Source organism: Roseateles sp. P5_D6, assembly GCF_054049415.1.
In genome coordinates this window covers 38,707-56,204 of record NZ_JBFUMK010000021.1, presented here as the reverse complement: position 1 = coordinate 56,204, position 17,498 = coordinate 38,707, and the positions used below count along the sequence as shown (strand labels likewise).

General features: G+C 66.3%; 19 protein-coding genes. 17 read left to right on the top strand and 2 right to left on the bottom strand.

Going from position 1 to position 17,498, the window contains the following annotated elements; genetic code table 11:
* The first annotated feature begins 187 nt into the window (after positions 1 to 187).
* Both ACXJKM_RS23705 and ACXJKM_RS23700 read left to right on the top strand, forming a co-directional pair.
* Positions 188 to 1,318: an MraY family glycosyltransferase gene (locus ACXJKM_RS23705; RefSeq protein ID WP_056204295.1), complete on the top strand. Its 1,131-nt coding sequence runs from the start codon at positions 188 to 190 to the stop codon at positions 1,316 to 1,318.
* Between the two features lie 39 nt (positions 1,319 to 1,357).
* A complete protein-coding gene (locus ACXJKM_RS23700) occupies positions 1,358 to 2,833 on the top strand; it encodes a DEAD/DEAH box helicase (RefSeq protein ID WP_457355656.1) in 1,476 nt (491 codons plus the stop codon).
* Here ACXJKM_RS23700 and ACXJKM_RS23695 read toward each other — a convergent pair.
* Positions 2,830 to 3,591, bottom strand: a complete 762-nt coding sequence (locus tag ACXJKM_RS23695) for an SAM-dependent methyltransferase (protein ID WP_457355654.1) — start codon at positions 3,589 to 3,591, stop codon at positions 2,830 to 2,832. The two genes, ACXJKM_RS23700 and ACXJKM_RS23695, sit on opposite strands and share 4 nt — an antisense overlap.
* A complete protein-coding gene (locus ACXJKM_RS23690; protein ID WP_056204287.1) occupies positions 3,588 to 4,163 on the bottom strand; it encodes a Maf family protein in 576 nt (191 codons plus the stop codon). The genes ACXJKM_RS23695 and ACXJKM_RS23690 overlap by 4 nt, the downstream gene beginning before the upstream one ends.
* Positions 4,164 to 4,195: 32 nt before the next feature.
* Between ACXJKM_RS23690 and ACXJKM_RS23685 the strand changes: the two genes are divergently transcribed.
* The 15 genes from ACXJKM_RS23685 (at position 4,196) to ACXJKM_RS23615 (ending at position 17,487) form a co-directional block, all read left to right on the top strand.
* Positions 4,196 to 4,750, top strand: coding sequence for a YceD family protein (locus ACXJKM_RS23685; RefSeq protein WP_056204284.1), 555 nt, complete (start codon positions 4,196 to 4,198; stop codon positions 4,748 to 4,750).
* Positions 4,751 to 4,932: 182 nt separating this feature from the next.
* Positions 4,933 to 5,118, top strand: coding sequence for a 50S ribosomal protein L32 (gene rpmF, locus ACXJKM_RS23680; protein WP_056204281.1), 186 nt, complete (start codon positions 4,933 to 4,935; stop codon positions 5,116 to 5,118).
* A gap of 111 nt (positions 5,119 to 5,229) precedes the next feature.
* Complete coding sequence (gene plsX / locus ACXJKM_RS23675) at positions 5,230 to 6,327, top strand: phosphate acyltransferase PlsX (protein ID WP_457326064.1); 1,098 nt, start codon at positions 5,230 to 5,232, stop codon at positions 6,325 to 6,327.
* Positions 6,324 to 7,322: a beta-ketoacyl-ACP synthase III gene (locus tag ACXJKM_RS23670; RefSeq protein ID WP_457355652.1), complete on the top strand. Its 999-nt coding sequence runs from the start codon at positions 6,324 to 6,326 to the stop codon at positions 7,320 to 7,322. Before plsX ends, ACXJKM_RS23670 begins: the two co-directional genes overlap by 4 nt.
* A 57-nt stretch (positions 7,323 to 7,379) precedes the next feature.
* Positions 7,380 to 8,327 carry an ACP S-malonyltransferase gene (gene fabD / locus ACXJKM_RS23665; RefSeq protein ID WP_056204272.1) on the top strand — a complete coding sequence of 316 codons (948 nt, stop codon included), beginning with the start codon at positions 7,380 to 7,382 and terminating at the stop codon, positions 8,325 to 8,327.
* 1 nt (position 8,328) lies between these two features.
* Positions 8,329 to 9,072 (top strand): 3-oxoacyl-ACP reductase FabG, encoded by a 744-nt coding sequence (fabG, locus tag ACXJKM_RS23660; protein ID WP_056204269.1) that lies wholly within the window; start codon positions 8,329 to 8,331, stop codon positions 9,070 to 9,072.
* Positions 9,073 to 9,159: 87 nt separating this feature from the next.
* Complete coding sequence (gene acpP / locus ACXJKM_RS23655) at positions 9,160 to 9,399, top strand: acyl carrier protein (RefSeq protein ID WP_056204266.1); 240 nt, start codon at positions 9,160 to 9,162, stop codon at positions 9,397 to 9,399.
* Between the two features lie 36 nt (positions 9,400 to 9,435).
* Complete coding sequence (gene fabF, locus ACXJKM_RS23650) at positions 9,436 to 10,680, top strand: beta-ketoacyl-ACP synthase II (protein ID WP_056204262.1); 1,245 nt, start codon at positions 9,436 to 9,438, stop codon at positions 10,678 to 10,680.
* A 15-nt stretch (positions 10,681 to 10,695) separates the two neighbouring features.
* Positions 10,696 to 11,109: a hypothetical protein gene (locus ACXJKM_RS23645; RefSeq protein WP_056204259.1), complete on the top strand. Its 414-nt coding sequence runs from the start codon at positions 10,696 to 10,698 to the stop codon at positions 11,107 to 11,109.
* Positions 11,106 to 11,699: a sigma-70 family RNA polymerase sigma factor gene (locus ACXJKM_RS23640; protein ID WP_457355649.1), complete on the top strand. Its 594-nt coding sequence runs from the start codon at positions 11,106 to 11,108 to the stop codon at positions 11,697 to 11,699. The genes ACXJKM_RS23645 and ACXJKM_RS23640 overlap by 4 nt, the downstream gene beginning before the upstream one ends.
* Positions 11,693 to 12,241, top strand: coding sequence for an RseA family anti-sigma factor (locus ACXJKM_RS23635; protein ID WP_056204253.1), 549 nt, complete (start codon positions 11,693 to 11,695; stop codon positions 12,239 to 12,241). Before ACXJKM_RS23640 ends, ACXJKM_RS23635 begins: the two co-directional genes overlap by 7 nt.
* Positions 12,242 to 12,296: 55 nt before the next feature.
* Positions 12,297 to 13,766 (top strand): DegQ family serine endoprotease, encoded by a 1,470-nt coding sequence (locus ACXJKM_RS23630; protein ID WP_457355647.1) that lies wholly within the window; start codon positions 12,297 to 12,299, stop codon positions 13,764 to 13,766.
* A 516-nt stretch (positions 13,767 to 14,282) separates the two neighbouring features.
* Positions 14,283 to 16,091, top strand: a complete 1,809-nt coding sequence (gene lepA / locus ACXJKM_RS23625) for a translation elongation factor 4 (RefSeq protein ID WP_056204249.1) — start codon at positions 14,283 to 14,285, stop codon at positions 16,089 to 16,091.
* Between the two features lie 21 nt (positions 16,092 to 16,112).
* Positions 16,113 to 17,096, top strand: a complete 984-nt coding sequence (lepB, locus tag ACXJKM_RS23620) for a signal peptidase I (RefSeq protein ID WP_082533020.1) — start codon at positions 16,113 to 16,115, stop codon at positions 17,094 to 17,096.
* 7 nt (positions 17,097 to 17,103) lie between these two features.
* Positions 17,104 to 17,487 carry a DUF4845 domain-containing protein gene (locus ACXJKM_RS23615; RefSeq protein WP_457355644.1) on the top strand — a complete coding sequence of 128 codons (384 nt, stop codon included), beginning with the start codon at positions 17,104 to 17,106 and terminating at the stop codon, positions 17,485 to 17,487.
* Positions 17,488 to 17,498: the final 11 nt, after the last annotated feature.

The following is a 17,498-nucleotide window of genomic DNA, read 5'->3' as shown; positions in this document are numbered from 1 at the left end:
GCGTGAAGTTGAGAGGAGCAGCCCAGACGCCGGACGTCCGACGGGGCTCGAATCGGCGCGGATTCTAGCTACGCGCCTGGGGGCAACCCGGATAGCGCCCGGCGCAGTCTCCCGTCGTTACACTGCTGATGTCGGCCGAACGGTGGTCACAGCCGCTGCCCCGCATCCAGGCCTGCGCTCTTATTCCATGCTTCCGATTCTCGCCCTGAGCTTTGCGATTGCAGCTGCTGCAACGCTGCTCATCATCCGTTCATCGCACCTGCACGGTGCGCTGTCGGCCGACCATGACCTGTCCGGCCCGCAGAAGTTTCACTCCCGCCCCGTGCCGCGCATTGGCGGGCTTGCCATCTTCGGTGGCTTTGCCGTCGGCACGGTCTTGCTCACCTGGCGTTATCCGGCCATGCGCCACATGGCTGGGCTGCTGCTCGCGTGCAGCGCGCCAGCCTTCGCCTCCGGCGTCATCGAAGACCTGACCAAGCGCGTCAGCCCGCTGCGCCGCATGCTGGCCACGCTGCTGGCAGCCGCCCTGGGCGCCTGGCTGCTGGGCGCGCAGATCAAGGTGACCGAGATCCCCGGGCTGGACTTGATCGCGGCCACGACGGTGGGCGGCTACCTGCTTGCGCTGCTGGTTGTCAGTGGCGTGGCCCATTCGATCAACATCATCGACGGCATGAACGGTCTGGCGTCCATGTGCTCGGCCATCATGCTGGCGGGCCTGGCCTATGTCGCCCTGCAGGCCGGCGACCAGTTCGTCGCGGCAATGGCCATCGCGGTCATAGGCGCCGTGCTGGGCTTCTTCATGTGGAACTACCCGTTCGGCCTGATCTTCCTGGGCGACGGCGGGGCTTATTTCCTCGGTTTCATACTGTCGGAGCTGGCCATTCTGCTGCTGGTGCGCAACCCCGAGGTCTCGCCGATGTTCCCGCTGCTGTTGTGCGCCTATCCAGTCTGGGAGACGGTGTTCTCCATGTACCGGCGCAAGGTGGTGCGTGGCAGGCCGGTCGGCATGCCCGATGGCATCCACCTGCACAGCCTCATCTACCGCCGCCTGATGCGCTGGGCCATCGGCAGCCGGGACGCCGCCGTGCTGACGCGCCGCAATGCCCTGACCGCGCCCTATCTCTGGGTGCTGTGCAGCCTGTCCGTCGTGCCAGCGACGATCTGGTGGGACGACACCGTCATGCTGCAGGTCATCCTCGGGCTGTTCGTTGTCTTCTACGTGCTGCTGTATTGGCGCATCGTTCGCTTCCGCACGCCCCGCTGGATGGTGCTGAATACGCGAGCCGAATTACGGCCGCCGGTGACCCGGCCGGAGTAGGGCTGGCAGGCCTTTTCCCCTATCCGGGATAATCACCGGATGCAAGAAACCCCTGAGTCCGCAGTCGCGGTGCCCGCCGAGGCGCCCGCGCCTGCCCGTTTCGACACCCTGCCGCTGGACCCCAAGCTGCTGCGCGCGGTGGCTGATTCCGGTTATCTGACGATGACGCCCATCCAGGCCAAGGCGATTCCCATCGTCCTGGAAGGCCGCGACGTCATGGGCGCCGCCCAGACCGGCACGGGCAAGACGGCGGCATTCTCCATCCCCTTGCTGCAGCGCATGCTCAAGCACGAGAACCCCAGCGTCTCGCCGGCCCGTCACCCGGTGCGCGCCCTGGTGCTGGCGCCCACGCGCGAGCTCGCCGACCAGGTGGCCGAGAACGTCAAGAAATACGCCAAGCACACCCACCTGCGCTCGGTCGTCGTCTTCGGCGGCATCGACATGAAGCCGCAGACGGCCGCACTCAAGGCCGGCGTCGAGGTGCTGATCGCCACGCCAGGCCGGCTGTTGGACCACATCGAAGCGAAGAACTGCGTGCTCAACCAGGTCGAGTACGTCGTGCTCGACGAAGCCGACCGCATGCTGGACATCGGCTTCCTGCCCGACCTGCAGCGCATCCTCAGCTACCTGCCCAAGGCGCGCCAGACGCTGCTGTTCTCGGCCACCTTCTCGCCCGAGATCAAGCGCCTGGCCCAGAGCTATCTGCAGGACCCCATCCTGGTCGAGACGGCCCGCCCCAATCAGGCGGCCTCGACCGTCGAGCAGCGCTTCATCAGCGTCACCGATGACGACAAGCGTGCCGCAGTGAAGCAGATCCTGAAGGAGCGCTCCATCCGCCAGGCCATCGTCTTCGGCAACTCCAAGCTGGGTGTGGCCCGTCTGGCGCGCTCCTTCGAGCGCGACGGCCTGCGCACGGCCGCCCTGCATGGCGACAAATCGCAGGATGAGCGCCTGAAGTCGCTCGACGCCTTCAAGCGCGGCGAAGTGGACCTGCTCGTCGCCACGGACGTGGCTGCGCGCGGCCTGGACATTGCCGACCTGCCGGCGGTCTTCAATTTCGACGTGCCCTTCAATGCCGAGGACTACGTCCACCGCATCGGCCGCACGGGCCGCGCGGGGGCTTCGGGCCTGGCAGTCACGCTGGTCACCAAGTCTGACGCGCGCCTGGTGGCCGACATCGAGAAGCTGCTCAAGCGCAAGATCGACCTCGATCCCTTCGAGCTGCAGGACAGCCGCCCGCCGCGTTTCGAGCGCCCGCGCGAGGAGCGAGAAGCTTCTTTCGAGGCCCGTCCCGCCGTGCGGCCCACCTATCGCCCGCCTTCCCCGCCCAAGGATCCCTTCTTCGACAAGCCCTACGAGGCCAGCGCTGCCGGTGAGGCACCAGCCTGGGAAAAAACCAAGGCTGCAGCGGCGCCGGCTGGCGCAGGCAAGGGCCTGTCCAGCTACATCAAGCCCAAGAAGCAAGTGGCCGCGTTGTTTGGCGCCAAGCCTGCGCCGGCGCCGGTCGAGTCCTAAGCCAGGATTGAAAACACGGCCGGGATGCGGTCGGGCAGCTTGGTGCCGTTGGACCGCCAGTCCGCCACCGTGGCGGTCTGCGTCCAGCCGCCTGGCAGCGTCAGGCCGACGCTGATCGACAGCCGCGTGCCGGGCTTCAGCGCCGCCAGCAGCGCCTGGCGCAGCGCCTCGTTGCGGTAGGGCGTCTCGATCAGCAACTGGGTCTGCTGGGCCTTGGCCGACCAGGCCTCCAGTTCGCGGATGCGCGCCGTACGAGGTGCGGCGTCCACCGGCAGATAGCCGACAAACGCGAAGCTCTGGCCGTTGAGCCCGCTGGCGGCCAGGGCGAGCAGCAGCGAGCTCGGCCCGGAAAGCGCCACCACCTCGATGCCGGCCTCATGGGCCAGCGCGACCAGGCGGGCGCCCGGATCGGCCACGGCCGGCAGGCCGGCTTCCGAGATCAATCCGAGGTCGTACCCGGCCTGCACCGGGTCCAGCAGCGCCAGCCACGCGGCCACGTCATCGCCGCCGCCCCTGCCACCCTTGGGTGGGCGTGGCAATTCGACGATCTGCATGGCCTGCAGCGGCTGGACGAGCGGCGCAATGGTATCGACGCGCTTGAGCAGCGCTCGCGTGGTCTTGGCGCTCTCGGCAGCCCAGTGCGTCAGCCGCGCGGCCTGCTCAATGACCCGCTGGGGCAGCACCTCGCGCAGGTCCAGGGAATCGTCCACGCCGAAATCCAGCGTATTGGGCATCAGGATCAGGCGGCCCTTGTTCATGCGAGAGGCTCCAGGCCGGCGCGCCGCAGCAGGGCGCAGGTGCGGATCAGCGGCAGACCGATCAGCGCGGTCGGGTCGTCGGACTCGACGGCCTCCAGCAGCGCAATGCCCAGGCTCTCCACCTTGGCGCTGCCGGCGCAGTCATAGGGTTGGTCGGCGCGCAGATAGGCTTCGATGGCTGAGTCGCTGAGCTCACGCAAGCGCACACGAACTTCGGCGCGCTCAATGGCCGCCAGACCCGGTGCGACGACGGCGACGGCGGTCTGGAACACGACCTCGCGCCCGCTCATACGGCGCAGTTGCGCAGTGGCGGCCTCGTGGGAGCCGGGTTTGCCGATGGCCTCCCCGGCCAGGTCGGCAACCTGGTCGGAGCCGATGACGATGGCACCAGGAAACCGCGCCGCGACCACGCGTGCCTTGGTCAAGGCCAGCCGCTCGGCCAGGGCCGCCGGGGCCTCGCCGGGCAGGGCGGTTTCATCGACGTTGGGCGCAACCGCTTCGAACGGCAGGCGCAGCCGGGCCAGCAATTCCTGTCGGTAGCGGGAGGTCGAGGCAAGGATCAACTGGGGCATCGGGACATTCTCCCCCGCCTAAACTCTCGACCATGAAATCGCGCGCCTTTGTTCCCGAGAAGCTCGATGTCGCGGCTCTCGCTCATGATGACGCCAGCCTGTCTGGCGAATGGCCGGCGACGTTGCTGGAGCGGCTGGCCGACTCGGCCGCTCCCGAAGCGCCGGCCAGTGACTGGCCAGCGCTGCAGTGGAGCCTGCACGGCGAGATCCGCCAGCCCAAGGGCAGCAAGGCCCAGACTTGGCTGCACCTGACCGCCTCCGGTCAGGTCGCGCTGACCTGCCAGCGCTGCCTGCAGCCGGTCCACGAAGACATTGATATCGACCGCTGGATCCGCTTCGTCGACACTGAGGTCGAGGCGGCCGCGCTCGACGCGGACAGTGACGATGATGTGCTGGCCCTGCCGCGCCACCTCGACGCGCGCGAATTGATCGAAGACGAACTGCTGCTGGCCCTGCCGCTGGTGCCGCGCCACGAGATCTGCCCCGAGCCCCTGGCCCATGTGGACGAAGTGATTGAGCCAGGAGAGGAGGAGCGTCCCAACCCTTTCGCCAAGCTCGCAACCCTGAAGCGGGGCGGCAGCGCCTGAAGCCATGGCTTCAGGCGCTTGGCTCTCGCTGTCGACAGTGGCAGCTTGGCGGGTTTCTCATCCGGTGCTACACTCGTGGGCTTTTCTGCGGTCTGGAGTTCGAGCTTTGATCTCACTCCCCGGGGTTGTGACCACAAGGCCCCACAGTCCGCCCCCAAATCCCGCAGAGTCTGGAGAATTTCATGGCTGTTCAGCAAAACAAGAAGTCGCCTTCCAAGCGCGGTATGCACCGTTCGCACAATGCCCTGGTCACCCCGGGTACCGGCATCGAGCCGACGACCGGCGAAGTGCATCTGCGTCACCACATCAGCCCCACCGGTTTCTACCGTGGTCGCAAGGTGCTGAAGAGCAAGGCCGACGCGGCCTGATGGTGCCCGGTGCCGCCAGGCGCGGCGCCAAACTATCGATGAATCTGCCGACCCGGCCTGCGTACCGCGCAGCGCCGGGTTTGGTCTTTGTGGCTCACGAAAACCACTGACATGACCGCAGTACCCCCGCCTGAACCGATCCGCCTGGCTGTTGACTGCATGGGCGGCGATCACGGCCCCTCGGTCACGCTGCCGGCCTGCCGCGCCTTTCTGGACAAGCATCCGGGCGCCGAGCTCATCCTTGTGGGCAAGCCCGAGGAACTGACGGCCGCTGCGGCCTGGCCGCGTTGCCGTGTCGTCGCGGCCAGCGAAGTCGTCACGATGGACGACCCCATCGAGGTCGCGCTGCGCCGCAAGCGCGACTCGTCCATGCGCGTCGCCATCCAGCAGCTCAAGGCCGACCGCGATGGCAACCCGGCTGTGGCCCATGCCTGCGTGTCCGCCGGCAACACCGGCGCGCTGATGGCCGTGGCCCGCTACCTGCTGAAGACGCTGGACGGCATCGACCGCCCGGCCATCGCCACCGTCATGCCCAACCAGCGCGGTCGCTTCACGACCGTGCTGGACCTGGGCGCCAACGTCGACTGCACGGCCGAACACCTGCTGCAGTTCGCCGTCATGGGCAGCGCGCTGGTGTCGGCCGTGGAGGGCAACGAGGAACCCAGCGTCGGCCTGCTCAACATCGGCGAGGAAGCCATCAAGGGCAGCGAGACCATCAAACATGCCGGCGAACTGCTGCGTGCCGCTGGTACGGCCGGCCAGTTGAATTTTTTCGGCAATGTCGAGGGCAACGACATCTACAAAGGCACGACAGACATCGTCGTCTGCGACGGCTTTGTCGGCAATGTCATGCTGAAGACGTCGGAAGGCCTGGCGACCATGATGGGCGGCTTCATCAAGGAAGAGTTCAATCGCAATTGGCTGACCAAGTTGGCCGGCTTGATCGCCATGCCGGTGCTGAATGCCTTCAAGCACCGTGTCGACCACCGCCGTTTCAACGGCGCGGCCCTGCTGGGCCTGCGCGGCCTGGTGTTCAAGAGCCATGGCTCTGCCGACGCCTTTGCCTTCGAGCAGGCCTTGGCCCGCGCTTATGATGCCGCCCGCAACCGGCTGCTTGACCGGGTCCACGACCGCATCGTCGCCACGCTTCAGGCCAAGGCGAATGATGCTGGAGACAACGCGGCGAACTCCGTCGCGCAGGCTGCATGAGCCCCATCGCCACCTCTACCTCCCGCTATTCCCGCATTCTCGGCACCGGCAGTTTCCTGCCCGCCGACCGCGTGACCAACCAGGCGCTGGCCGATCGCCTCGCGGCCGACGGCGTCGAGACCTCGGACGATTGGATCGTCGAGCGCACGGGCATCCGCGCGCGCCATTTCGCGGCGCCTGACCAGACTGCCAGCGACCTCGCCTTGCCGGCCGCGCAGGCGGCGCTTGAAGCCGCCGGCATCGCTGCCGAAGAGATCGACCTCATCATCGTCGCGACGTCCACGCCTGACATGGTCTTCCCGTCCACGGCCTGCCTGCTGCAGAAAAAGCTGGGCGTGCATGGCTGCGCGGCCTTCGATGTGCAGGCTGTCTGCTCGGGTTTCGTCTATGCGCTGAGCGTGGCCGACTCGATGATCAAGAGCGGCGCTGCCAACAAGGCTCTGATCGTCGGCGCCGAAGTGTTTTCGCGCATCCTCGATTTCAAGGACCGCACGACCTGCGTGCTGTTCGGCGACGGCGCGGGCGCCGTCGTGCTGGGTGCGAGCTCCGAGCCCGGCATCCTTGCGACAGAGTTGCACGCCGATTCGCGCCATGTCGACGTGCTATGCACGCCCGGCACAGTCGCCGGTGGCCAGGTGTTGGGCAGCCCCTTCCTCAAGATGGACGGCCAGGCCGTTTTCAAGCTCGCTGTCGGCGTGCTGGAGAAGGTGGCCCGCTCGGTGCTCGAGAAGGCCGGCCTGACCGAGGCCGACCTCGACTGGCTGATCCCGCACCAGGCCAATATCCGCATCATGCAGGGCACGGCCAAGAAGCTGAAGCTGGACCTGAACAAGCTCATCGCCACCGTCGACGAGCACGGCAATACGTCGGCCGCTTCCGTGCCGCTGGCGCTGGACGTCGCGGTGCGCAATGGTCGCATCCAGCGTGGCGACACCCTCATGCTGGAAGGGGTCGGCGGCGGTTTCACCTGGGGCGCCGCCCTGCTGAAGTACTAGCCGTCCAGATGCTGCCGCATCGGCACCTCTGACTGCTACTGATTTGGAATTGTTCTCATGACCGCACCTTTCGCCGTTGTCTTTCCCGGCCAGGGCTCGCAGGCCGTCGGCATGCTCGACGCCTGGGGCGACCACCTGGAAGTCCGCCGCACACTGGAAGAGGCCTCGTCCGCCCTCGGCGAGGACATCGGTGCGCTCATCCATGCCGGTCCCAAAGAGCAGCTGGACCTGACCACCAACACCCAACCCGTCATGCTGACGGCCGGCATCGCTTGCTGGCGCGCTTTCGTCGCCGAGACGGGTGCGGTGCCCGTCGCTGCGGCTGGTCATTCGCTGGGTGAGTACACGGCGCTGGTGGCTGCCGGCGCGCTGAGCCTGGCCGATGCGCTGCCGCTGGTGCGCTTTCGTGCCCAGGCGATGCAGGAGGCGGTGCCTGTCGGCGCCGGCGCGATGTACGCCATCCTGGGGCTGGACGGCGAGGCTGTCCGCGCGGGCTGCGCCCAGGCCGCAGCCGAGACTGGCGAGGCGGTCGAGGCGGTCAACTTCAATGATCCCAAGCAGACGGTCATCGCCGGCAGCAAAGTGGGCGCCGACAAGGCCGCCGAGATCCTGAAGGCCGCCGGTGCCAAGCGCGCGCTGCCGCTGTCGGTGTCCGCGCCGTTTCACTCCAGCCTGATGAAGCCGGCCGCCGAGCGGCTGAAGGAAAAGCTGGCGACCGTGCAGTTCCATGCCGCCGCCTTCCCGGTCATCAACAACATCGACGTGGCCATCACCGACAACGACGCGACACTGCGCGACGCCCTCTACCGCCAGGCCTTTGGCCCGGTGCGCTGGGTCGAGGTCGTGCAGGCGCTGAAGGCCCGCGGTGTCGGCCACATCATCGAGGCCGGCCCCGGCAAGGTGCTGACCGGCATGGCCAAGCGCATCGACGCCGAGCTGCAGGCCGCCTGCGTCTTCGACCCCGCTTCGCTGGCCGAAGCCCGTGCGCTGCTGGGAGGCGGCTGAAATGACTGAATCCGCACCCAAGGGCGTCGCCCTCGTCACCGGCGCCAGCCGCGGCATCGGCCGCGCGATCGCGCTGGCCCTGGCCAACGAAGGCTGGCGCGTCATCGGCACAGCCACCTCTGAATCGGGCGCCGCCGGCATCACCGAGGCCCTTGGCCCCCAAGGCGGTCGTGGCATTGTGCTGAACGTGACCGACGCGGCCGCCAGCCAGGCCGCCGTGGACGACATCGTCGCCAAGGAAGGCGGCCTGCATGTGCTGGTCAACAACGCCGGCATCACGCGCGACGGCCTGTCCATGCGCATGAAGGACGACGATTGGGACGCCGTCGTCGACACCAATCTGAAGGCGGTCTTCCGCCTTGCCCGCGCGGCCACCAAGCCGATGATGAAGCAGCGGTCGGGCCGCATCATCAACATCACTTCCGTCGTCGGCGCCTCCGGCAATGCAGGCCAGGCCAACTACGCCGCCGCAAAGGCAGGTGTGGCCGGCCTGACGCGCTCGCTGGCCCGTGAACTGGGCAGCCGCAACATCACGGTCAACTGCATCGCACCCGGCTTCATCGCCACCGACATGACCGAGGTCTTGCCCGAAGCCCAGAAAGCCGCACTGCTGTCGCAGATCCCGCTGGGCCGCCTGGGCGCCCCCGAGGAAATTGCCGCCGCGGTCGTCTTCCTGGCGTCACCGGGCGGTGCTTACATCACTGGTTCCGAGCTGCACGTCAACGGCGGCATGTACATGGCCTGATTTGGCCCGGGCGCCCTGATCTAGGGGCGTCCATCTAGAGCCCGTAGAATGCTGGGCTGTTTTCAGCAAATCCCTCCTGGAGGATTCATGAGCGATATCGAAGCACGAGTCAAGAAAATCATCGCCGAGCAACTTGGCGTGGCGGAAGCCGACGTTACGAACGAGAAGGCTTTCGTTGCCGACCTGGGCGCCGATTCTCTGGACACCGTGGAACTGGTGATGGCCCTCGAAGACGAGTTCGGCATCGAGATCCCGGACGAAGAAGCCGAGAAGATCACCACCGTGCAGCTGGCGATCGACTACGCCGTCAAGCACCAGAAGGCCTGAAGGCTTTCTTTCTCTCGCAACTCTGATCCGCACTGCATGAGCCGTCGCCGCGTCGTCGTCACCGGTCTTGGCCTGATCAGTCCCGTCGGCAATACCGTTGCCGAAGGCTGGGCCAATATCCTCGCCGGTCGTTCCGGCATCGCCACCGTCACCCGTTTTGACGCCAGCAATCTGGCGTGCCACTTCGCGGGTGAGGTCAAGGGCTTCAAGATCGAGGACTACATCCCCGCGAAAGAAGCCCGGCACATGGATATCTTTATCCATTACGGGCTGGCGGCGTCCATGCAGGCGGTGCGCGACGCCGGTCTTCCGACCGGCGATCAATTGACCGAAGAGCAGGCCGAGCGCATCGGCGTGCTCGTCGGGTCCGGCATTGGCGGCCTGCCGCTGATCGAGGACACCAAGACCGAGCTGATGAACCGCGGCCCTCGCCGTATCTCGCCGTTCTTCATCCCGGCTTCGATCATCAACATGATCTCGGGCCATGTCTCCATCCAGTTCGGTTTCCAGGGACCGAATTTGGCGATCGTGACGGCCTGCACCACGGGCCTGCATGCGATCGGCGAAGCTGGCCGCCTCATCGAGTACGGCGATGCCGACGTGATGGTCGCGGGCGGTGCCGAAGGCGCGGTGTCACCGCTGGGCATCGGCGGTTTTGCCGCTGCCCGCGCGCTTTCCACCCGCAACGACGACCCCGCGACCGCTTCCCGCCCGTGGGACAAGGACCGCGACGGCTTCGTGCTGGGCGAGGGCGCCGGCGTGCTGGTGCTCGAGGAGTACGAACACGCCAAGAAGCGCGGCGCCAAGATCTACTGCGAGCTGTCCGGTTTCGGCATGGGTGCGGACGCGTACCACATGACCGCTCCCAACGTTGATGGCCCCAAGCGCTCCATGCGCGCGGCGCTGCGCAATGCGGGCATGAACCCCGACCAGGTCCAGTACATGAACGCTCACGGCACCTCCACGCCGCTCGGCGACGTGAACGAGACCAACGCGATCAAGCTGGCTTTTGGCGACCACGCCAAGCAGATGGTCATCAGCTCGACCAAGTCCATGACCGGCCACCTGCTGGGCGGCGCGGGCGGCATCGAGTCGGTGTTCACCGCGCTGGCCATCCGCGACCAGGTCGCGCCGCCGACGATCAACATCTTCAACCAGGACCCCGAGTGCGACCTGGACTACTGCGCCAACGAGGCGCGGCCCATGAGGATCGACGTCGCAGCGAAGAACAACTTCGGTTTCGGCGGCACCAACGGCACGTTGATCTTCAAGCGCGTCTGATCGCGCTCGCCGGCGATGCGCCGCACGCCGCCGGTCGTCGTGCATCTGCAGCCCCAACCGGCGGTGCAGGCCTTCGTGTCGTGCATCGCGGCCTTGGCCTCGGGTGGCCTGGCTGCCTGGGCACTCAGTTACCGGGCTCTGGCCTGGCCCATTCTGCTGGCCGTGCCTCTGGTCGCCTGGTGGGCCTGGCGCATGGCCGCCGTGCTGCCGCGACGGCTGCGCTGGGACGGCGAAGCCTGGTGGCTGGACGAGCCCGGTCGCGATGACGGGCCCCGAGTGCAACTGGCCGTGCTGATCGATCTGGATGCCTGGCTGTTGCTGCGCGCCAGCCCCGGCCCACGCTGGCTGCCTTTGTCGCGTACCCAGCAGCCCACGCAATGGACGGCACTGCGCGCGACGCTGTTCTCCGCACCGCGAGCGCCGCAATGAGTGACGCCGATGCCGATGCCCTGCTGGTGCGGGAAGCCCAGGGCGGCAGCCGCGCGGCCTTCGACATGCTCGTGTTGAAGTACCAGCGTCGCGTCGAGCGGCTGCTTTCGCGCAGCGTGCGCTCGCCCGAAGACGTGGCCGACCTCTGCCAGGAGACTTTCCTGGCCGTGTATCGCGCGTTGCCGGCCTTTCGCGGTGAGAGCGCGTTCTACACCTGGGTCTACCGCATCGCGATCAACGCGGCCAAACGCCACAACGCCCATCGCGCCCGCCAGCGGCCCGTCGAATCCCTGGACGACGGCGAGGGAACTTTCGGCACCGACGCGACTCCAAGCGACGATGCGACCCCCGAGGCCCTGCTCGCCGGTCGCCAGCTGGCACGGGAACTGGACGACGCGGTCGCAGCCCTGGCCGAGGATCAGCGCCGGGCGCTGTTGCTGCGAGAGGTGGATGGCTTGAGCTACGACGAGATCGGCGACCTGATGAACTGCCCGCCGGGCACCGTGCGCTCGCGCATCTTCCGCGCCCGCGAGGCCGTCGCGGCGCGGCTGCGGCCGCTGCTGGGCGGCGGCGGAGGGCGGCGATGGTGAGCGCTGCCGACAACTCACTGAACGAAGCGCTGTCCGCCGTCATGGACGGCCGCGCCACGCCGGTCGATTGGGCGCGCGTGAACGCGGCCTGGGCGAGCGACCCGGGCCTGCGCGAGCGCTGGGCGCTCTGGCATGCGGCCGGTGATGGCCTTCGCGCCACCGAACTGCCGGAACTGCACCGGCAACCTCAAGCGCTGCTCGCAGCCCTGCATGCGCAATTACCGGCCGAGGTGGTCGACCACCCGCGCCGACGCGACTGGTTAGCGCCCGTCGCGGTGGCCGCCAGCTTCGTGGCCCTGGCCCTGGGCGTTGGCCTGCTGCGGCCTGCGCCTGCGCCGGACGCCCAGGTCGCCGCTGCACCGAACACAACACCGCGCGCGCAGGGACTTGGCGGCCTTAGCTTTGCGCAGACCGCTGCAGGCCGTACCCTGCCTGCCGTTGGCGCGGCGCGGGAGGCCGGATTGCCAGGAGAGGCGCCGGCAGAGATCATTGATTGGGGCTTGGCCCTGCCGGAATCCGCCGCCTCGCAGTCCCGTCCTTGAAGTGACGCTTCGATGCCCCATCTGCCTTGTCCTGCTGAATCCCTGGAACTCCCTTATGCACGCTGAGACCCGCCTTCACCCCGCGCGCGCGCGCTTTCTGTTTTCCGGCACGGCGCTGGCGCTTGCGCTGACGCTGGGGCAGGCACCCGCCGTGGCGCAGTCGCGCGAGCTGCCGGACTTCGCCGAGATCGTGGAGCGCGTCGGTCCAGCGGTCGTCAACATCCGTACCTCCGAAAAGGTCAAGATGGCCGAAGGCCAGGCGGAGATGAACGAGCAGATGCAGGAGTTCTTCCGCCGCTTCGGCATCCCGGTGCCCAACCAGCGCCGCGGCGCGCCGCGCGGTGGCGGCACGCCCGACGACGACGGCCCCATGCGCCGTGGTGTCGGCTCCGGCTTCGTCCTCAGCGCCGATGGCTACGTGCTGACCAATGCCCATGTCGTGCAGGGCGCTGACGAAGTCATCGTCACGCTGACGGACAAGCGCGAACTCAAGGCCAAGCTCATCGGTGCCGACCAGCGCTCCGACGTGGCGGTCGTGAAGGTGGAGGCGACCGGCCTGCCGGTAGTGAAGGTCGGCGACAGCAACAAGTCACGCGTCGGCGAATGGGTCATGGCCATCGGCTCGCCTTTCGGCCTGGAGAACACTGTGACGGCCGGCATCATCAGCGCCAAGCAGCGCGACACCGGCGATCTGCTGCCGCTGATCCAGACCGACGTGGCCATCAACCCCGGCAACTCCGGCGGACCGCTCGTCAACATGCGCGGCGAGGTCATTGGCATCAATTCGCAGATCTACAGCCAGAACGGCGGCTACATGGGCATCTCGTTTGCGATCCCCATCGCCGACGCGATCCGCGTGGCCGATGAGCTGCGCGCTGGCGGGCGTGTCGTGCGCGGCTACCTGGGCGTGCTGCCGGACGACATCACCAAGGAAATCGCCGAGGCCATCGGTCTGGGCAAGCCGCAGGGCGCCGTGATCCGCTCCGTCATCGCCGGCAGCCCGGCCGAGAAGGCGGGAGTGGAAGGCGGCGACGTCGTCACCAAGGTCGACGGCAAGACCGTCGACAAGGCGGCCGACTTGCGCCGCCTCGTGGCCAATGTGAAGCCCGGCGCCAAGACGACGCTGACCGTCTTCCGCCGCGGTGCGACCAAGGATGTCGTCGTCACCATTGGCGAAGACGAGCGCAGCAAGAAGCCGGGTAGCGGCAGCGAAGGCGGCAACGAGCCGGCGCCGGCGGCGACGGCACCCAGCGCGGCCCTTGGCCTGAAGGTGTCGGAACTGACCGATGCGCAGCGCAAGGAAATGAAGCTCAAGTCCGGTGTCAAGGTCGACAGTGCCACGGGTGCAGCCGCTCGCGCCGGGCTGCGCGAGGGGGACCTCATCCTGTCGGTGGACAACGTCGAGGTGTCCTCGGTGAAGGTCTTCCAAGCCCAGATCGCCAAGGCGGACAAGAACAAGGCGATGAATCTGGTCGTGCGCCGGGAGGACGTCACCAGTTTCGTGCTGCTCAAACCGGCCAAGTGAGGCGGCAAAACCTGGGCTGTCTGCTCGGGCTTTCCGCGATGCGGTATGTCCGCTGAGCGCCCCGACCCGGGTTGTCCACTGAATATGGAAGTTGGCGCTGGCTAACTCTTAGATAAAGGCGGGGATTGTTCGCGCCCGCCGCTAAAATGGCGGCTCGATGCGCCCTGGAAAGGGTGTCTGGCGGTGGAATCGACGCCCACCGGCAACACCTCGATTTGATCCACAGGCGATCCACAGGAACTTGTGGATAACCTGTGGTTAAAATTCCTTGTTGGCAGCCTGCAACGACCGGAAAACCAATACTGGTGCGGCTTCCCGGCAGGGCCTTTTGGCTACAATGAAGGCCCAACAAGCAGTTGCCATACCTTTTGTTGGAAGGCACGTCGCCTCTTCGACGTGCCTTTTTTTTACCTGCGACACGGCGCTCCCGCGCCTTCACATCGCTGCGCGATATGAGTCTTCGGTGCAACGGCTTTGCCGTTGTGTCTCCAGCACTCCAGAGCCGCAGCCGACTCCATGAATCACATCCGCAACTTCTCCATCATTGCCCACATCGACCACGGCAAGAGCACGTTGGCCGACCGCATCATTCAGCGCTGCGGCGGCTTGAGCGATCGCGAGATGGAAGCGCAGGTGCTGGACTCGATGGATCTCGAGCGTGAGCGCGGCATCACGATCAAGGCGCAAACCGCGGCACTCCAGTACAAGGCCAAGGACGGCCAGATCTACAACCTCAATCTGATCGACACGCCGGGGCATGTGGACTTCTCTTATGAAGTCAGCCGTTCGCTGTCGGCCTGCGAAGGCGCGCTGCTCGTCGTCGATGCCTCGCAAGGTGTCGAGGCGCAGACGGTGGCCAACTGCTACACGGCGCTGGACCTGGGCGTCCAGGTCGTGCCGGTGCTGAACAAGATGGACCTGGCATCCGCCGACCCAGAGAACGCCAAGGCGGAGATCGAGGACGTCATCGGCATTGACGCCGATGACGCGATTCCTTGCTCGGCCAAGACCGGCATGGGCATCGACGAGATCATCGAGGCCGTCATTGCCCGCATGCCGGCGCCGCGCGGCAACCCGGACGGCCCGCCGCGCGCGATGATCATCGACGCCTGGTTCGACAACTACGTTGGCGTCGTCATGCTGGTGCGCGTGGTGGATGGTGAGCTCAAGAAGGGCGAGCGCATCCGCATGATGAACACCAACACGGTGTACCCGATCGAGCACATGGGGGTGTTCACGCCCAAGAGCGAGAACCGCGATGGCTTGAAGGCCGGCGAGGTGGGCTTCATCATCTGCGGCATCAAGGAGCTGGCGGCGGCCAAGGTCGGCGACACCGTCACGCTGGAAAAGAAGCTGCCCAACAATGCCGGCCCGGCCACCGAGGCTTTGCCCGGCTTCAAGGAAATCCAGCCTCAGGTCTTCGCGGGCCTGTATCCGACCGAGGCCAGTGAGTACGACCAGCTGCGCGATGCGCTGGAAAAACTCAGCCTCAACGACTCGTCGCTGCGCTACGAGCCCGAGGTCAGCCAGGCGCTGGGCTTTGGCTTTCGCTGCGGATTCCTGGGCCTGCTGCACATGGAGATCGTGCAGGAGCGGCTGGAGCGCGAGTTCGACCAGGATCTCGTCACCACCGCGCCCAGCGTCATCTACGAAGTCGAGATGAACGACGGCGAGGTCATCCAGGTCGAGAACCCGTCCAAGATGCCCGAGATCGGCCGCATGAAGGAGATCCGTGAGCCCATCGTCACGGTGCACCTCTACATGCCGCAGGATTACGTCGGCGTCGTCATGACGCTGGCCAATCAGAAGCGCGGCGTGCAGCTCAACATGGCCTATCACGGCAAGCAGGTCATGCTGACCTACGAGATCCCGCTGGCCGAGATCGTGCTGGACTTCTTCGACAAGCTCAAGAGCGCCTCGCGCGGCTACGCCTCCATGGACTACGAGTTCAAGGAATACCGCGCGGCCGACGTCGTCAAGGTCGACATCATGATCAACGGCGAGAAGGTCGACCCGCTGTCCATGATCGTGCATCGCAGCCAGAGCCAGTACCGCGGCCGCGGCGTGGCCGCCAAGATGCGCGAGCAGATCCCGCGCCAGATGTACGACGTGGCCATCCAGGCCGCCATCGGCGCCAACATCATCGCCCGCGAGAACATCAAGGCGCTGCGCAAGAACGTGCTGGCAAAATGCTACGGTGGTGACATCACCCGCAAGCGCAAGCTGCTGGAAAAGCAAAAGGCCGGCAAGAAGCGCATGAAGCAGATCGGCTCCGTGGAAGTGCCGCAAGAAGCCTTCCTCGCCATCCTGCAAGTCGACGATTAACTCCCCATGCCCCTTCAATCGATGAGCGTTCTCACCGGCGTTTTGTATGCGGCCCTGGTGGCCTACTTGGGCGGCTGGTACGCCGGCCGATGGAACGGCAACTTCGCGCTGCTGCTCTTTGTCCTGACGGCGGTGACGCTGTTCTACTGGCTGGCCGAGCGCTTTCATTTCGCACCGGCACGCCGCGCTGCAGCCGACGCGCTGGTGTCCAACGACGCCAAGCGCCGCGAGAACCTGGCCGCCCAGGGCATCGCCCGCGTGGACGGCGACGTGGAGCCCGCCCGCCAGCAGATCCTGCAGCAGCCCTGGTGGCTGGACTGGACCGCCGGCCTGTTCCCGGTCATCCTCGTCGTCTTCCTGCTGCGCAGCTTCCTGTTCGAGCCGTTCAAGATCCCATCGGGCTCGATGGTGCCGACGCTGCTGGTCGGTGACCTCATCCTGGTCAACAAGTTCCACTACGGCATCCGCCTGCCGGTGATCAACAAGAAGATCATCCCGAACAACGACGTCAAGCGTGGCGATGTGATGGTCTTCCGCTACCCCGAAGACCCGAGCACCGACTTCATCAAGCGTGTGGCCGGCATCCCGGGCGACGAGATCAGCTACGTCAACCAGAAGCTCTATATCAACGGCCAGGCCGCGCCGGTGCAGCCCCAGGGCAATTTCTATGACGACAGTGGTTCGCCGCGCGTCTACCGACCCCGCTTCCTGGAGAAGCTCGGCGACAAGGAGCACGAGATCCTCGTGCAGCCGCAGGCCCAGACCTTCTTCCGTGCCGACCGTGCCGACGGCCCCTTCCCTTTCCAAGAGAATTGCCGCTACACCATCGAGGGCGTAACCTGCAAGGTGCCCGCCGGACACTACTTCATGTTGGGCGACAACCGCGACAACTCGCGTGATTCGCGCTTCTGGGGATTCGTGCCGGATGAAAACATCGTCGGCAAGGCCTTCTTGGTGTGGATGAATTTCGGTAACCTCAAGCGCATCGGTACCTTCTTCAATTGACACGCAGATGAGCAGCAGCCGCCTTTCGTCGCCGACCTCCTCTCGCCGCCAGCGTGGCGTCACGCTGTTCGGCCTGCTGTTCTGGGGCATCGTTCTCGCCGCCACGGCCGTCGTCGGCATGAAGGTCTTCCCGACGGTGCTGGAGTACTACACCGTGCAGCGCGTGGTCGACCGTATCTCGGCCGGCAACCCCTCCACCGTGCCTCAGGTGCGCCAGGAGTTCGACAAAGCCATCGCCGTCGAATACTCGATCCAGAGCCTCAAGAGCAGCGACCTCGTCGTGACCAAGGACGGCAATGACCGTGTCGTCATCGAGTTCGCCTGGGACAAGGAGATTGACCTCTTCGGGCCGGTCTACCTGCTGATCAAGTACCACGGCAAGTCGCGTTGACCTTGCTTCCG

Bases quoted from the DNA above. Each gene is read 5' to 3' on its own strand.
- ACXJKM_RS23615 (WP_457355644.1), top strand. From the start codon at position 17,104: ATGAGCAGCAGCCGCCTTTCGTCGCCGACCTCCTCTCGCCGCCAGCGT.
- ACXJKM_RS23705 (WP_056204295.1), top strand. From the start codon at position 188: ATGCTTCCGATTCTCGCCCTGAGCTTTGCGATTGCAGCTGCTGCAACG.
- ACXJKM_RS23635 (WP_056204253.1), top strand. From the start codon at position 11,693: ATGGTGAGCGCTGCCGACAACTCACTGAACGAAGCGCTGTCCGCCGTC.
- ACXJKM_RS23640 (WP_457355649.1), top strand. From the start codon at position 11,106: ATGAGTGACGCCGATGCCGATGCCCTGCTGGTGCGGGAAGCCCAGGGC.
- ACXJKM_RS23685 (WP_056204284.1), top strand. From the start codon at position 4,196: ATGAAATCGCGCGCCTTTGTTCCCGAGAAGCTCGATGTCGCGGCTCTC.
- ACXJKM_RS23645 (WP_056204259.1), top strand. From the start codon at position 10,696: ATGCGCCGCACGCCGCCGGTCGTCGTGCATCTGCAGCCCCAACCGGCG.
- rpmF (WP_056204281.1), top strand. From the start codon at position 4,933: ATGGCTGTTCAGCAAAACAAGAAGTCGCCTTCCAAGCGCGGTATGCAC.
- fabF (WP_056204262.1), top strand. From the start codon at position 9,436: ATGAGCCGTCGCCGCGTCGTCGTCACCGGTCTTGGCCTGATCAGTCCC.
- ACXJKM_RS23695 (WP_457355654.1), bottom strand. From the start codon at position 3,591: ATGAACAAGGGCCGCCTGATCCTGATGCCCAATACGCTGGATTTCGGC.
- ACXJKM_RS23670 (WP_457355652.1), top strand. From the start codon at position 6,324: ATGAGCCCCATCGCCACCTCTACCTCCCGCTATTCCCGCATTCTCGGC.
- lepA (WP_056204249.1), top strand. From the start codon at position 14,283: ATGAATCACATCCGCAACTTCTCCATCATTGCCCACATCGACCACGGC.
- ACXJKM_RS23630 (WP_457355647.1), top strand. From the start codon at position 12,297: ATGCACGCTGAGACCCGCCTTCACCCCGCGCGCGCGCGCTTTCTGTTT.
- ACXJKM_RS23700 (WP_457355656.1), top strand. From the start codon at position 1,358: ATGCAAGAAACCCCTGAGTCCGCAGTCGCGGTGCCCGCCGAGGCGCCC.
- fabG (WP_056204269.1), top strand. From the start codon at position 8,329: ATGACTGAATCCGCACCCAAGGGCGTCGCCCTCGTCACCGGCGCCAGC.
- plsX (WP_457326064.1), top strand. From the start codon at position 5,230: ATGACCGCAGTACCCCCGCCTGAACCGATCCGCCTGGCTGTTGACTGC.
- fabD (WP_056204272.1), top strand. From the start codon at position 7,380: ATGACCGCACCTTTCGCCGTTGTCTTTCCCGGCCAGGGCTCGCAGGCC.
- ACXJKM_RS23690 (WP_056204287.1), bottom strand. From the start codon at position 4,163: ATGCCCCAGTTGATCCTTGCCTCGACCTCCCGCTACCGACAGGAATTG.
- lepB (WP_082533020.1), top strand. From the start codon at position 16,113: ATGAGCGTTCTCACCGGCGTTTTGTATGCGGCCCTGGTGGCCTACTTG.
- acpP (WP_056204266.1), top strand. From the start codon at position 9,160: ATGAGCGATATCGAAGCACGAGTCAAGAAAATCATCGCCGAGCAACTT.